The sequence below is a fragment of the Halocella sp. SP3-1 genome, from assembly GCF_003953885.1.
Taxonomy (GTDB): domain Bacteria; phylum Bacillota; class Halanaerobiia; order Halanaerobiales; family DTU029; genus Iocasia; species Iocasia fonsfrigidae.
In genome coordinates this window covers 1,397,085-1,412,258 of the sequence record NZ_CP032760.1, presented here as the reverse complement: position 1 = coordinate 1,412,258, position 15,174 = coordinate 1,397,085, and the positions used below count along the sequence as shown (strand labels likewise).

At 37.6% G+C, this 15,174-nt stretch carries 17 protein-coding genes and 1 pseudogene; all 18 read right to left on the bottom strand.

Annotated features, from left to right (window positions below; genetic code table 11):
- Positions 1-38 precede the first annotated feature (38 nt).
- The 18 genes and pseudogenes from D7D81_RS06720 to D7D81_RS06635 all read right to left on the bottom strand — a co-directional run bounded on the left by D7D81_RS06720 (position 39) and on the right by D7D81_RS06635 (position 15,166).
- Positions 39-905: a M50 family metallopeptidase gene (locus D7D81_RS06720; RefSeq protein WP_125988501.1), complete on the bottom strand. Its 867-nt coding sequence runs from the start codon at positions 903-905 to the stop codon at positions 39-41.
- A 69-nt stretch (positions 906-974) separates the two neighbouring features.
- A complete protein-coding gene (rodA, locus tag D7D81_RS06715; RefSeq protein ID WP_125988499.1) occupies positions 975-2,114 on the bottom strand; it encodes a rod shape-determining protein RodA in 1,140 nt (379 codons plus the stop codon).
- Between the two features lie 12 nt (positions 2,115-2,126).
- Positions 2,127-2,369 (bottom strand): cell division topological specificity factor MinE, encoded by a 243-nt coding sequence (gene minE / locus D7D81_RS06710; protein WP_125988497.1) that lies wholly within the window; start codon positions 2,367-2,369, stop codon positions 2,127-2,129.
- Positions 2,370-2,419: 50 nt separating this feature from the next.
- Positions 2,420-3,214, bottom strand: a complete 795-nt coding sequence (gene minD / locus D7D81_RS06705; RefSeq protein ID WP_125988495.1) for a septum site-determining protein MinD — start codon at positions 3,212-3,214, stop codon at positions 2,420-2,422.
- Between the two features lie 27 nt (positions 3,215-3,241).
- Positions 3,242-3,847, bottom strand: a complete 606-nt coding sequence (gene minC, locus D7D81_RS06700) for a septum site-determining protein MinC (protein WP_125988492.1) — start codon at positions 3,845-3,847, stop codon at positions 3,242-3,244.
- Positions 3,848-3,931: 84 nt separating this feature from the next.
- Positions 3,932-5,803: a penicillin-binding protein 2 gene (mrdA, locus tag D7D81_RS06695; RefSeq protein WP_125988491.1), complete on the bottom strand. Its 1,872-nt coding sequence runs from the start codon at positions 5,801-5,803 to the stop codon at positions 3,932-3,934.
- Positions 5,800-6,294, bottom strand: coding sequence for a rod shape-determining protein MreD (mreD, locus tag D7D81_RS06690; protein WP_125988490.1), 495 nt, complete (start codon positions 6,292-6,294; stop codon positions 5,800-5,802). Before mreD ends, mrdA begins: the two co-directional genes overlap by 4 nt.
- A gap of 11 nt (positions 6,295-6,305) precedes the next feature.
- Complete coding sequence (mreC, locus tag D7D81_RS06685; protein ID WP_125988489.1) at positions 6,306-7,148, bottom strand: rod shape-determining protein MreC; 843 nt, start codon at positions 7,146-7,148, stop codon at positions 6,306-6,308.
- Between the two features lie 12 nt (positions 7,149-7,160).
- A pseudogene (locus tag D7D81_RS06680) lies at positions 7,161-8,200 on the bottom strand (rod shape-determining protein).
- A 21-nt stretch (positions 8,201-8,221) separates the two neighbouring features.
- The gene (gene radC / locus D7D81_RS06675) at positions 8,222-8,917 is read right to left on the bottom strand and encodes a RadC family protein (protein ID WP_125988487.1); all 696 of its coding nucleotides are present in this window, start codon (positions 8,915-8,917) and stop codon (positions 8,222-8,224) included.
- A 672-nt stretch (positions 8,918-9,589) separates the two neighbouring features.
- The gene (locus D7D81_RS06670) at positions 9,590-10,165 is read right to left on the bottom strand and encodes a Maf family protein (protein WP_125988485.1); all 576 of its coding nucleotides are present in this window, start codon (positions 10,163-10,165) and stop codon (positions 9,590-9,592) included.
- Positions 10,158-10,685: a Gx transporter family protein gene (locus D7D81_RS06665; protein WP_125988483.1), complete on the bottom strand. Its 528-nt coding sequence runs from the start codon at positions 10,683-10,685 to the stop codon at positions 10,158-10,160. The genes D7D81_RS06670 and D7D81_RS06665 overlap by 8 nt, the downstream gene beginning before the upstream one ends.
- A 125-nt stretch (positions 10,686-10,810) precedes the next feature.
- A complete protein-coding gene (locus D7D81_RS06660; protein ID WP_125988481.1) occupies positions 10,811-11,230 on the bottom strand; it encodes a NusG domain II-containing protein in 420 nt (139 codons plus the stop codon).
- 189 nt (positions 11,231-11,419) lie between these two features.
- Positions 11,420-12,409, bottom strand: a complete 990-nt coding sequence (locus D7D81_RS06655; protein WP_125988479.1) for an RnfABCDGE type electron transport complex subunit B — start codon at positions 12,407-12,409, stop codon at positions 11,420-11,422.
- 42 nt (positions 12,410-12,451) lie between these two features.
- On the bottom strand, positions 12,452-13,042 hold the full coding sequence (gene rsxA, locus D7D81_RS06650) for an electron transport complex subunit RsxA (protein ID WP_125988477.1): 591 nt from the start codon (positions 13,040-13,042) through the stop codon (positions 12,452-12,454).
- Positions 13,042-13,656: an electron transport complex subunit RsxE gene (gene rsxE / locus D7D81_RS06645; RefSeq protein ID WP_125988475.1), complete on the bottom strand. Its 615-nt coding sequence runs from the start codon at positions 13,654-13,656 to the stop codon at positions 13,042-13,044. The genes rsxA and rsxE overlap by 1 nt, the downstream gene beginning before the upstream one ends.
- Positions 13,656-14,189, bottom strand: coding sequence for an RnfABCDGE type electron transport complex subunit G (locus tag D7D81_RS06640; RefSeq protein WP_125988473.1), 534 nt, complete (start codon positions 14,187-14,189; stop codon positions 13,656-13,658). The genes rsxE and D7D81_RS06640 overlap by 1 nt, the downstream gene beginning before the upstream one ends.
- Positions 14,189-15,166, bottom strand: coding sequence for an RnfABCDGE type electron transport complex subunit D (locus D7D81_RS06635; RefSeq protein WP_125988471.1), 978 nt, complete (start codon positions 15,164-15,166; stop codon positions 14,189-14,191). The genes D7D81_RS06640 and D7D81_RS06635 overlap by 1 nt, the downstream gene beginning before the upstream one ends.
- Positions 15,167-15,174: the final 8 nt, after the last annotated feature.

Here is a 15,174-nt window from a genome sequence, read left to right as displayed (position 1 = left end):
CTAAGATTATATCCCTAATTGCTTTTGTTTATAAATATTTACACTGATAATATATCCTTAATTAGAATATCTTTTTTATGATGGCAGAAATAGGTCTTCAATAATTTTGTCTCTGTTATAATACCACTTATATCCCCTTTGTCTACAACAAAAAAGAGATTATACCTACTGGGATTTATATAATACACCGCTTCCCGTACAGGCAAAGAGATATCTACCACCTCTCCTGCCAGTTCTTTAACTTTCATATCCCCGAGAAAATCACTCCGCTGTGTAAGAAAACGTAGAAAATAATAGAGGATTTGTTTCTCTTCCTTCAAAGCAGCTGTATATACAAAAAAAGCCAGACATAGAATCCATATATTAGACCTGGCAAAGACAATAGCCAGCAGAGCAAAAACACCACAAATAAAAGCAATATATTTTGATATCTTGACAGCTGCTAATGTACCCCTCTTAAAACCAATTTTTAAAACAAGCAAACCCCTGAGTACCCGCCCACCATCAAGCGGCAAAGCAGGTATTAAATTAATACTGGCAATGATAAGATTGTAATTTATAAATATCTGTAAGATTTCATTCTGCTTATGAGTTGTTAACTGATAAAACAAAAGAAAAGCAAATGCCAGGAGATTAGCCATTGGACCAGCCATTGATACTATTATCTCTTTAATTGGTTCCATTTCCAATAAGCCTTTATATTCAGCCATACCTCCAAAAGGGAATAACTCCAACCTAGTAAAACTATAGCCTAACTGCCGGGCAAAAATAATATGTATCAGTTCATGAAGAAAAACAATTGTAAAAGCTATCAGGGCCTCTTTAATCATACCTACAAAAAAAAATAAAAGAAGCACTAATAAAAAAAGGGGGTTAACCCTTAAAACTAATCCCGGAAACCCCATTATAATCCCCCCTCTTTAATTATATATTTTAAAGAGGGAAAAAATATACTAAACAGTTTTAGTTGTTAATTAAAAGATGATCTTCTTCCTTCTTAGATTAACATTAATCACCAGACCAATAGCAATCATCGAAGTAAGCATACTACTCCCACCATAACTTACAAAGGGAAGAGGAAGACCGGTTATCGGCATTAGGCCCATTGTCATACCAATATTTTCGATAATATGAAAGAAAAACATTGCTGCCACCCCAGTAGCTATGAAACGCCCATAATCATCCCGAGCCTTGCTGGCCACTTCAAGTATCTGCCATAACAGAAAAAAACAGAGTAGGATTACTATAATTACCCCCAGAAAACCGAATTCCTCCCCAATAACTGAAAAAATAAAATCTGTATGTTTTTCAGGCAAAAACTCCAGCTGACTCTGGGTACCAGCAAATAATCCTTTTCCCAGCAGTTTCCCTGAACCCAGGGCAATTTTAGATTGAATTATATTATAGCCTCTACCATAGGGATCTAAATCAGGATTTATAAAAATAATTAGTCTATTTAACTGATACTCTTTTAAGAAAAATAATGGTACATTCAGATATATATGTGACAATATATATGCTACTACAGACAAAAAACCACCACCAAAAACACCCAGCATGATCTTTAGATTGGCACCCGAAACAAAAAGAATACCTATGAAAATAGCAAGCAGTACTAAAGAAGTCCCCAGATCATTCTGTAAGATAATTAACACAAAAGGTACCAGCACATATATAAATGGTTTTACAAAACCAAATATATGTTTTAAATCATCCTTTTTTTCATCAATAACAGCCGCCAGTACAAGAATAAGCATTATTTTTGCCAGTTCAGAGGGTTGAAAATTAATAGGGCCAAAATTTAACCATCTTTTTCCCCCAGCAACTGTATGCCCCACTACAAGGATAATTCCCAGAATTCCAATTGTTGATAGGTAGATAATATCAGCATAATACCTATAAACCCGGTAATCGAAGAATTGAATTATTATTACAAGAATACATCCCATAATAGCAGCAGTAACCTGCCGTTGAACATATATTAGTCCCATAGAATCAGTCTTATTTAATTCAAGGGCACTACTAATGGCAATAATACCAATTATAATTAATAAAAAGACAGTTAATGGAATATACCAGTTGAGATTTTTTATAAGTTTTTTGTTCCATGACATAATAAAACCCTTCTATACCGATCTCTTTAATGGAAAATTAGCAATTAAGGCCATCATTCCATCACAGCGGTTAAGGTTCATTTTAATTTTCTCTTCATCAACATCAATATATTTACTTAAGACAGCAAGCAGCTCTTTCTTCATTTCTTCCATCTCATCAGGTGATAGTTTTATTCTATCCTGTATCAAAATGAATTGCAACCGTTCCTTTGCCACACTCTTACTGGATTCATGTTCATCATTCTTAAGCCCCATTTTCCTTAATAGATCGATAATAACCCCCTCCTCCTTAAATTTTTTATTTACTATGCTAAGCCAACAATTTTCTTTATTTTCGTAAGCAAGGTATCTTTTTCCAGTGACATTAATGGTAATTCCTCGCCCTCAATACGTCGAGCGATATTGTTAAAAGCTGAACCGGCCTTCGATTTATCAGCCTTAAGTACAATCGGTTCCCCCCGATTGGTCGATATAACAATATTTTCATCCTCAGGTACTACCCCCAGTAAATTAATAGCCAGTATCTCAATCATATCATCAATATCCATCATATCACCTTTTTCAACCATATCAAGCCTTAAACGGTTTATAATAACTTCAGGCTCGTTAAGACCCTCTGTTTCAAGTAGCCCAATAATCCGATCAGCATCCCTAACAGCAGATACCTCAGGTGTAGTTACTATAATAGCTCTATCAGCACCTGCTATAGCATTTTTAAATCCCTGTTCAATACCAGCAGGTGAATCAATAATAATATAATCCATATCTTTTTTAAGTGTTTCTGTTAACTCCTGCATCTGAAAAGGTGTAACCGCAGTTTTATCTCTGGTCTGGGCAGCCGGTAACAAAAAGAGATTATTCTGCCTTTTATCCCTGATCAAAGCCTGTTCCAAACGGCAATTACCCTCAACCACATCTACAATATCATAAACTATCCGGTTCTCCAGACCCATAACCACATCGAGATTCCTTAAACCTATATCAGCATCAATTAAACAAACCCTTTTATTCATCATAGCTAATGCTGTTCCCAGATTAGCTGAAGTTGTTGTCTTACCTACACCACCTTTACCAGATGTTATTACAATTACCTTCCCCATCTTTGGGTTCCCCCTTCATTTATCTAATTATTTTAACTGCAGTTCCTCAACAATAATAATACCATCTTTAATATAAGCCCTCTCAGGGCTAACTGGCTGAAGAAAACGTTTATCATCAGGAGAGCGAGAGATAATAGTTCCTATCCTCAACTGGGTGGGCTGCAATTTAAGAGCTATAACCTGGGATTCCATCGAACCAGATGCCCCAGCATGGACAACCCCCCTTAACTTACCAATAACAAGTATATCCCCCCCAGCAATAACCTCTGCCCCAGGGTTTATATCCCCAATAACAACAATATTAGCAGGATATTTTATTCTCTGACCAGAACGGATAGTCCTGTTAATCAAAATAGTATCCATAGTGCGGGGCTTTACCCTGCTTTTCTCATTAAGGAAATAAATATTATCAACTCTTTTATATTTTTCCAGGATATTAATAAGTTCTTTCATCTCTTCCAGGGAGAAAATACAATCATTTTGATTTATATAAAGGTCAATTCCGGCAAAAAAATCACCCGCTTCTTCAATACGATTTAATAATGCTTCCTTTATTTCTTCAAAACTTTTCTGGGAATTAAAATTAATAATAACTCCCTTTGAACTCACCCGAAAAGAGACAGCTTCTCTCATTTACTAAAACCCCTTTGTTTAGCTTCTAAGTCTTGCATAATATATAAATTCGTTAAAAAAGCTGAAAATCCTTTTTATTGGCACTTAAAAACTGCTATCCTCTATTATTTCCTCCTCTTCCTCCACAGGAATCCCAAAATAATACTCGAAGATATCTGCTGCAATCGGCAAGGTATAGGCACTAGAATTACCATTTTCCAGAAAAACCAGGACAGCAATCTCAGGGGTTTCAGCCGGGGCAAAACCAGCAAAAAAACCATGGTTAGGCCTGCTTGTCCCGGTCTGGGCTGTACCAGTCTTACCAGCTATCTTTACTGGAAAATCTCTAAATATTCTTGAGGAAGTACCCCTATTTGAATTAGCACCCTTGATCATTCCCTCACGTAGTATTCTAAAAGTATCCTTTTTAAAGGGTAAGTTGGAATTAATCACTGGTTTATAATCAATAACTATATTACCATCTGAATCAACAATCTTATCAACCAGATATGGTTTATACAGTGTTCCACCATTAGCTATAGCACTTACCATATCTATTAACTGCAGTGGTGTTGTTAGCAGACTGCCCTGTCCAATCGAAAGATTAACTGAATCCCCGGGATACCATCCTTCATTATGCCTCTGGCGTTTCCAGGCTTCATCAGGTACCAGACCACTTTTTTCACCGGGTAAATCTATCCCGGTTTTTTTACCAAGACCATAGTAACGCGCTGTATCAGATAATTTTTCGCCATGGTATTCTTGATATAAACGGTAACCTAGTTGGTAAAATATAATATTATTAGAACTGGCAATAGCATCAGTAAACCTTACTTTTCCCTCAGCATATCTCTTCCAATTTTTATAAGGTCTCGACCAGTTAGGTATATAAAATTTTGCGGTCCGGTCATTAAATATAGTATCAGCATCAATACCAAGGTATTCAATAGCGGCTGTCCCGGTAACCAGTTTAAAGATTGAACCTGGGGGAACAGTTGCCCTTATTGGGCGGTTAACTAATGGATCCAGAGGATCATTCATTAAATCATTATATTTACTAAGTGATAAACCCTCAGCAAAATCATTAAGATTATACCCAGGAATACTACATAGCGTAAGAATTTCACCAGTATTAGGATTCATTACAATTGCTGCTGCTCCTGTAGGTGTATGTAGATTGGGATCAGTCTCAGCAATTTCCCTCAAATACAGAAAGTTTTCCTGTAGTAAATTTTCTGTATATTCCTGGAGCTCAAAATCAATATTTAAAACCAGATCATTGCCTTGTACAGGTGGTTTTATACCTAGTACCTTAACCTGTTCACGATGACTATTTACCTCAACTTGTTCTATCCCATCAATTCCATTCAGGTAAGTCTCATATTCTTTCTCCAGACCAGTAATACCAACAATATCACCCCCACTATAATTATAACCAGCTTTTCTTAAATCCCTAAGGTCTTCAACCCCTATCTCACCAAGATAACCAAAAAGGTGGGGTGCAAGATTTCCATAAACATAATCCCGAATCGATGATTCATTTACTAAAATACCTGGTAGATCATCATAATTTTCCTTAATTACTACCATATCTTCAGTGGAAATATTCCGTTTAAGGATTATTGCCGAAGAACCATCAATATCACCCTGTGAATAATTTTCCATAAGGAATTCCTTGTTTAGAGCAGTCAGGGTTGATATTTTATCTATTAATAAATGGGCAGTAATACCTTCCGGTATTTCATTTGGTAAGATATAGAGGTCATATGACAGCCTATTTGATACCAATATATTACTATTTCTATCCAGAATCCTGCCTCGAGGGGCAGCTATCGGCCTCTCTGAAATCCGATTTTCCTCAGAGAGACTGTAGTAATATTCTCCCATATAAAGCTGTAACTGACCTACCCGTACTATCAGTACAATAAAAAACAGAACTATTATCATCTTAAATATAAAAATCCTCTTTTTACTCATAGTAACTGCCCTCCGCTGTTATCAATCCTATAAATTATCGGGTAAACTATTAGGCCTATTAGTCCATTAAGAACTGCTTCAGGTAGGATTAAATTACATAATACTACCCAATAATTAACAGTAAAAAGCAGGTTTTCAGAAAGGAGAATAAGTAGTGTTTCATTGACAATTGTAGCTGCAAATATAAGCAATGTGGCAATAATATATTGTTCTTTAAAAAAATTACCTTCAATCAAACCAACAACAATCCCAATAAAGGTTTTGATGACAGTAAAAACACCAAAAAATCCGCCTAAAAAAAGGTCCTGGAGACTACCAGCTATAAACCCAAACCCAGAACCATATTTCCTACCCCTTATTAAGGCTATTATTACGACCAGTATGAGCAGTAAATCAGGTTTCACCCCCAAAAAAACTAAAGAAGGAGGGATAACTAGCTGAATTATTAAAGTAAGCATCATAAGTAGTAAATAAACAAAAAATCTACCCATATTAAGCCCTCCTAAAAATTAGTTATCACCAGTACCTCTTCAAGGGTTTTTGTGTCCAGAAATATATCAATCACAGCCTTTTGAGAAAGACCATAATTATCTTCTTCAACCTCAACAACTGTACCAATCGGAAGCCCTTTAGGGTAACTATTTGATAAACCTGAAGAGACAATAATATCCCCTTTTAATATATCACCTTCAGGGCTTTTGTTATTCCAGGGTATATTTTCCATAATATTTCGAGGTGGATCCACTTCCCTTTTTACTATCCCTACAGCCCTTGAATCAGAACGTTGAACAATTCCCCCGACAACAAATTCCGAATCACTTATAAGTAGAACCTGTGCTGAATTAGCAGCCAGGTGATTTATTCTACCTACTAAGATACCATCATAGCTAAGCACTGGCATTCTTAATTCCAGACCGTCCTTCTCTCCTCGATTAATAATAATAGATTTTTTCCAGTGAGAAGTACTATAGCCTATTACCCGGGCACCCAATGTATCATAAGGAACAAATTCCTTAAAAGATAAAAGGCCTCTTAAACGCTCATTTTGATTTACCAGGTAATTAGTCATCTCCTGTTTAAGTTTAAGTTCACTTAATTCCTTCTTCAATTCCTGATTTTCCTCTATCAAATCATTAACATTAGTAATACCCCGCCAGTAATTACTTACTAGATCACAAAAACCTGTAAAAATATTCAGGACTGGGGAAATAATATTAAAAATCCCTCTCTCCAACCAGTTAAATAAGGGGATATCAATATCAGAGAAACTCAGAAACCCCAGACCAACAATTATTATTACCACTACAAGTGATATTATTAAGGTCGAACCTCCAAAATATCTCAAATTACTCCCCCCTTAGGATATTTTTTTAGGAGTAATCAACACCCTTTTTAATGATTTTATCTCTTCCAGGGCAACACCAGTACCCTTGACTACACAGTCCAGCGGGTCTTCTGCTATATGGACAGGCATCTGGGTCTCCTTAACAAGTAATTTATCAAGACCTTTTAATAAAGCCCCCCACCTGTTAAAATAATGCCTCTGTCAATTAAGTCAGCAGATAATTCAGGTGGTGTCTGCTCCAGGGTATACTTAACAGCTTCAACTATACTCATAACCGGTTCCTTAAGGGCTTCTCTGATTTCAACTGCAGTAATCTCCAGTGTCCTGGGAAGACCAGATACCAGATCGCGCCCCCTTACTTCCTTAATTGCCTCATCTTCACCTTCTACAGCAGAGCCAATACCCATTTTAATCTCCTCAGCTGTTCTATCCCCAATCATAAGCTTATATTTTCTCTTTATATAATGAACAATAGCCTCATCCATTTCATCTCCACCTATGCGTATAGAACGGCTACTTACAATTCCACCAAGGGAAATAATAGCTACCTCAGTAGTACCCCCACCAATATCAACCACCATATTACCAGTTGGTTCATGTACTGGTAGACCTGCACCAATAGCGGCAGCCATCGGCTCTTCAATAAGATATGCCTCACGGGCACCTGCATGTGTAGCAGCATCAAGTACTGCCCTTTTTTCTACCTCAGTAACACCTGAAGGCACACAGATTATAATCCTCGGTCTTACCATTCTGGTCCGTTTATGTGCTTTAGTAATAAAATATCTGATCATAGTTTCAGTGACATCAAAATCTGCAATAACACCATCCTTCATCGGTCTCACTGCAACAATAGTTCCCGGCGTTCTTCCTATCATCCTTTTAGCCTCTTCACCAACAGCCAGTACATTTTCTCTATTTTCCTTTAAAGCCACAACTGAGGGCTCTCTAATCAAAATTCCTTTTCCTTTTGCATATACTAAAGTGTTTGCTGTGCCTAGATCAATCCCCAGATCACGTGAAAAAGGTGCACTAATATAATTAAATACCATTATTATTCCCCTTTCTATATCCTAAATAATTCCCTTTTCTCTCATACTAATAAAAATACCATCACCAATAATAATATGGTCTAAAACATCAATTCCTATAATTTTTCCAGCTTTAATTAGTCGCTCAGTAACATTGATATCATCTTTACTCGGCTCTGGAATCCCACTGGGATGATTATGAGCCAGTATGACTGCTGCTGCACTATTTCTTATAGCTTCTTTAAATACTTCACGGGGATGTACTATCGAACTTGTTAAACCTCCTTTACTAATCAAAGGCATCTTGATCAGCTGATTTTTAATATCAAGTAGTACTAATTTAAACACTTCCTGAGTTAAATAGCGGAGCTCTGGCATCAGTAAATAGGCTGCATCTTTTGGTGATTTTATTACCTCTTTTTCTTCACCAGCCAATGTACCCAGCCGCCGACTCAACTCAGCTACTGCTTTAAGCTGAACCGCCTTAGCCAGACCAACACCCTTTATCCCTGTCAATTCATTAATACTTAAATAATTCAAGGATTTTAATCCCCCGAAATAATTTAATATATCCTGTGATAATTCTACAGCAGTCCTTTTTTTATTGCCAACCCTGATTATTAAGGCCAGTAATTCAGCATCTGACAAACTCTCTGCACCATTCTTTACCAATTTCTCCCGGGGGCGCTCTTCTGCAGGCAGTTCCTTAATGGTAAACCTGTATTCCAGCGCACCCATAAATCTTTTCTCCCCTTCCCCCTGTTAACTTAGAACAAAGTGACTACGTCATTCTAAATTGATCGAGAATAATTTTAATTCTTCCGCTTGTCGTGCGCCACAGGCACTCCGTATCTAAGTAAACCGTACAGGAAAATTAAGGTTGCACTCCGGCATCCATGCCTCCGTTTTCTGTCACAACTTTTTACTTTAAAGCATAGAGTCACGCTATGAAGCAAAGCTTCAAGCCGTGCTTCTAATGTTCCGGCGTCCTGCCTCCACAAAAAGTTACGACACCCTCGATGGGCTAGTGTCGAAGCTATCATTGCGCTATATAAAAGAGAGCTTAGACTAGTCGCTACAGAATTAAAATTATTCATATATAACTTATTTATCCACAATCTCAAAATTGCATAGTTTCCTAAACTTGAACAAGATGGCTACGCCACCCAGACTTAATCAAAACATCAACTTTCTTAACTCAAACTATTTATTACCCATAATTAATCAAAACTATTAACCAGACAAATATATTTGTTGGACGACTCTAGAAATTATCCGCAGGCAGGACGCCGAAGGAGAATTTCTCGACAGTAAGCGAAGGTAGGACACCGCAGCGCACGACAAGGGAAACAAATATATTTGTCGGTTTTTAAAGTTATCCACAATCCCAAAATTCTAATCTGATAAAGTCTATATCACAGTAATATCAAACTCCTTTAACATAAGTGCCAGTTTATGAACAGGAAGCCCCATAACAGTAAAATATGAACCATCAATCCTTTCTACAAAAATACCACCCAGGCCCTGTATGCCATATGAACCTGCTTTATCCATCGGCTCACCTGTTTTCACATAACTAAGTATTTCCTGCTCAGTCATACTGGACATATATACATCTGTTCTATCATGATCAAGTAGTAATTTATCATCATCAGTTCGATAAAGAGCTATACCGGTATAAACAGCGTGTTTTTCTCCCTGTAAACTATTTAACATAGCACAGGCTTCTTTTTCATCTACCGGCTTACCTAATACCTCATCATCCAATACTACTACAGTATCAGCAGCAATTACTACTGTATCCTCAACCAGGCTAGCAACCTTGCGCGCCTTATTGGCAGCAAGTTTTTCTACCATTTCAGCAGGTGCTAATCCCTGGAACATATCCTCATCAATTTTACTAGGAACAATTGTAAAATCAAAACCAAGTCTATTTAATAATTCTCCACGCCTGGGAGAAGCCGAAGCAAGTATTATTTTAGACATGCTCAACCCCCTTTACAAAATACCGATTTAAATAACTTAAAGTATAATATGTAACAAGTCCTATTCCAAGCCCTGTTGGAACCGCCAGTAAAATTAAATATGGCAAATAATAAAATATACCTGGATTAACAATAATATAATATGCTGTCACTATCTGCCCTAAATTATGGAATACTGCCCCCAGAATACTGATTCCAAGCAGGCTGAACCTCTTTCCCAGATAATAATAAGCGCCATACATAAATAGAAAGCTCAATAAACCACCAGCAATACTTAAATAGAAATTAATTGTCATCAAAGTACCTGCCATTAATGAAGCCAAGATAATCCTCATCATCAAGATAAGAAATCCCCCTTGAAACCCAAAAAGAACTATCCCCATGAGACTAACAATATTAGCTAGTCCAAGTTTTGCACCCGGTACAATAAAGGCCATTGGCAGCATAGCCTCAACAAAATGAAGAATTAAACCAAGTGAAACCAGTAGGCTAATTAAGACTATTTTACGGGTCCTCTCCATTATAATAACCCTTTCTATAGTTTTAATTATTTATCTTTTAACTATTGTATATTAATTCAAGATATAATTTTGTTTCCCTTTAGAAATTTTCAAAAAAAAATAGGTAAATTTAGTCATCTAAGATACTACCATGAAACACCATCAAATTCAGACTCCGCTGCCTCTATCCAGATAGATATTTGATTTGGAACACAGATAATCATTGGGCCAGGCTGATCAATCCAACCAGTTTTTTCACATATTTTCTCCGGATCAGCCTCAGGTGCTTCAAACATCCTTACCCTACCCTGAAATGCCTCCACAATACTTGTACCTATCGGACCAGCAATTTCAATCCTTAATGCTTTATCACCATAAGTATCAGACAATGGTATCCTTGCCTGTATTATACCAGAGGACTGTATTACTATTTCTCCATCTATAAGATTATTTCCTTCGGTCGTAAGTCCTATCAAAGGTAATACTATAAAAAAAACACTTCCTAATAATAGTAGTACAATTAATATTTTATCATATAGTGTTAAAAGATTCCATAATTTATCCATTTGCCCTATTCCTTTCCAGAAATAAACCAACTGTCTAGTCTACTTTAATACCACTATTATATTCAGTTCAATTGTAACATCTTTCCTACACAAAGTCTAGTTATCAAAACAGTTAAAAAAACCCGCAGCCTCATCAACTGCGAGTTTACATAATTAAGTAAAACATTATAAAACAGACAAATATATTTACTACTCTTCAAACTCAACCTTAATAGCCCCTTTAACCTTACATACATCATAACAAATCCCACATTTAACACATATTTCCGGATCAATACTGTGCTGCTCTTTTAACTCACCTTCAATTGCTTTAACAGGACATTCCCGGGCACACCTGGTACAGCCCACACAGTTATCAGTTATTTCTATCTCCTTGACCCTTTTTCCTTCAAATTCGATAGCACCTGTTGGGCACTTTTCAGCACACAGACCACAGTTAATACACTTACTGTAGTCAATAACCGCCAGGTTATTCTCTATTTTAATTGCCTCCACTGGACAGACTTTAGCACAGATACCACAGCCGATACAGCCAAGTTCACAGATACCACGCACAAGTTTTCCACTGTCATGGGAAGAACACCTGATATGATTCTGACTTGATATAGGTGCCAGGGTTATAATCCCTCTTGGACAGGCTTGCACACATTTACCACATCCAGTACATTTCTCTGGATCAATTACTGGTAGTCCATTCTCACTCATTTCAATGGCATCAAATGGACAAACAGCTGCACATTCTCCCAGACCAAGGCAGCCGTACTGGCAAGATTTTGTACCACTACTTACCATATTAGCAGCACTACAGGTTTTTATACCGCGATATTCTGAGGGCTGCTCAGTTTCCTGCCAACCTCCATTACAGAGAACCTGGGCAAGCTGTTTCTCTCCCGAACCAGCTGTTGCTCCCATAATCTCAGCCACCAGTGCAGCAACTTTATCTCCCCCGACAGGACAGCCATTTACAGCAGCCTCACCATTAACAACTGCTTCTGCAAAATTACTACAACCAGCATAACCACAAGCACCACAATTAGCGCCAGGTAATACCTCTTCTATTTGGTCTATTCTTTCATCCCTCTCAACATGAAAAGCCCTAGCAGCAAAACCCAGTCCAACTGCTAATAATGCGCCTAAGCCCCCCATACTGAGGAGAGAATTAATATAAATTGATTCCATTTCATCTCACCTCCAAGGTCCGTACATTTTTTTATATATAAACTACATTGAAATCAAGCCGGAAAAACCCATAAAGGCCATGGCCATAATACCTGCAATAAGCAGAGTAATCGGTACACCCTTAAGTACCTCAGGCACATCTGCAAATTCAATAGTCTCCCGCAAACCAGCCATCAGAGAGATAGCTAATGTAAATCCTACCCCAGCACTAAAACCAAAAACAACACTCTCAATAAAATTATAGCCATTTAAGGGAATTAAGAGTGCCAGACCCAAGATAGCACAATTTGTCGTGATCAAAGGCAGAAAAATCCCCAGGGCCTTATAAAGAACAGGACTACTCTTTTTAATAAACATCTCTACAAACTGCACCAGTGAGGCGATTACAATAATAAAAGAAACATATTGTAAAAACTCAAGACCATAGGCTTCCAGGATAAAGGTATTTATTAACCAGGTAGCAGCTCCGGTAATAGTCATAACAAAGGTTGTTGCCATTCCCATACTAAAAGCCGTCTCAACCTGTCTGGATACCCCCAGAAAAGGACAGATACCAAGAAACCTGACCAAGATAAAATTATTAACCAATACAGTACTAACAAAAAGTAGTACAATCTGGGTGAATTGTTCCATTATTCCTTCACCCCTTTTCTAGAAATATAATTCATCAACCCAACCAGTATTCCCAGTGAAATAAAAGCACCAGCTGGAAGGATCATAATAATCATCGGTTCATACCAGCCGCCTTCAGCAGCCAGCTTAAAGATTTGAAAACTAAAGATTGAACCCATACCAAGTAATTCACGTACAACACCAAGCAGTGTCAGAGCCCAGGTAAAACCAATTCCCATTCCAACTGCATCAGCAATTGAATTTAAGAGTGGATTTCGAGAAGCAAAGGCCTCATTCCTACCTAATATCAGGCAGTTTACCACAATTAGCGGAATAAATAAACTTAAGGAAGCAGCAATCCCCGGAAAAAAGGCCTTGAGAAAATAATCTACAAAGGTAACAAATGTAGCAATTATTAAGATATAACTCGGTATCCTTACATCATTTGGTATTAACTTTTTTATTATGGAAATAACAATTTCAGAGGCCAGTAGAACAAAACTGGTAGCTAGACCCATAGCCAGTCCATTTGTAGCAGTATTGGTTACCGCCAGTGTTGGACACATACCAATCACCAGTCTGAAAATCGGGTTTTCATTCCAGAGCCCATTTTTAAAATCCTTTAATAACTGCATTACATACCACCCCCATAGGCCCGCCTAAGTTCCTGTACAGCCTGCTCAACTATAGTAGTAACCTTATCAGATGAAATAGTCGCCCCTGAAATGGCCTCTACTTCACTTGCTTTCTCTACAGGCCTCTTTACTACCTGATAATCACCAAAGGGTTTATCTGTAAAGTTTTTCAGGAAACCCTCTCCTTCAATATTAGCACCAAGCCCAGGGGTTTCTGAATGTTCCAGTATCCGAATACCATAGATAATACCCTGGGTCGGATTAGCTCCAAGCATTAATTCTATCTCTCCCTGGAAACCTCCACCTGTAAGACTGACAGCAACCTCACCGGCTTTATTACCTTCAAAGAAAGTAACACCATTTTTACTTACTTCAGTATAATCATCTGATTGAGGGAGAACAGCCAGGATAGCCTCTTTTTTTCTTTGAGCTGCATGTTCTGCTATCAATGGTTTAGTCCATTGAAAAACAAAGGCCAGCACTAAAGCAGATATAAGACCCAGGACAGTTAATGTCAAAACTAATTTCTTCATCAGGAAGTCACCTCCCCAAAACTACGCGGCCTGGTATAACGATTAAGGAGGGGAACAGCAGTATTCATCAATAAAATGGAGTATAATACCCCTTCTGGATACCCACCCCAGATACGAATAATTACTACCAGAGTTCCAGCCCCAATACCAAATATCCAGCGGCCCATTTTAGTTATTGGTGAAGTTACCATATCAGTAGCCATGTAAAAGGCCCCTAACACAAGACCACCAGCTAGCACATGAAAAATTGGATCCTGACCAAAAATCATAGATAAAATAAAAACAGAAGCAATCATACCTGCTGGAATCCGCCAGCTGATATATCCTTTATAAATCAAATAAGCGGCACCCAGCAAAAGAGCAAAGGCTGATGTCTCTCCCAGAGAACCACCAATATGACCTATAAAGAGATTCCAATACTCCGTTATCTCTCCTTTACTAGCTAAATTAAGTGGTGTTGCAGTTGAAACAAGATCTACATTTCTTCCAACTAACTGGCCTATTAACATCTTGACAGAAGAACTCCCACTATTTATTGGAGCTACCCAGGTCGTCATCTTGACAGTATAGGCTGCCATTAGAAAAGCCCTACCAACCAGAGCAGGGTTAAAAGGATTATAACCTAATCCCCCAAAAACCTGTTTGCCTAGACCAACTGCTACAACACTACCTAAAAAAACCATCCATAAAGGCATAGTAGGAGGAAGTGTTAAAGCCAGTAATACTCCAGTTATAACTGCACTCCCATCATCAATAGTAATCTTTTTATTCCTTACCTTTTGAAAAATAAGTTCTGTTAAAACCGCTCCTATAATACTTACAATAATGATAGCGAGGGCCTGGAGCTTGAAAAAGTACACCGCTGCTATTACAGCAGGTAGAAGAGCCAACACTACCGACCACATAATCTGACTTACAGTAGTTACATCCCTTATATGAGGGGATGATGAAACTACTAATTGCTGATTATTATTCATATTATATT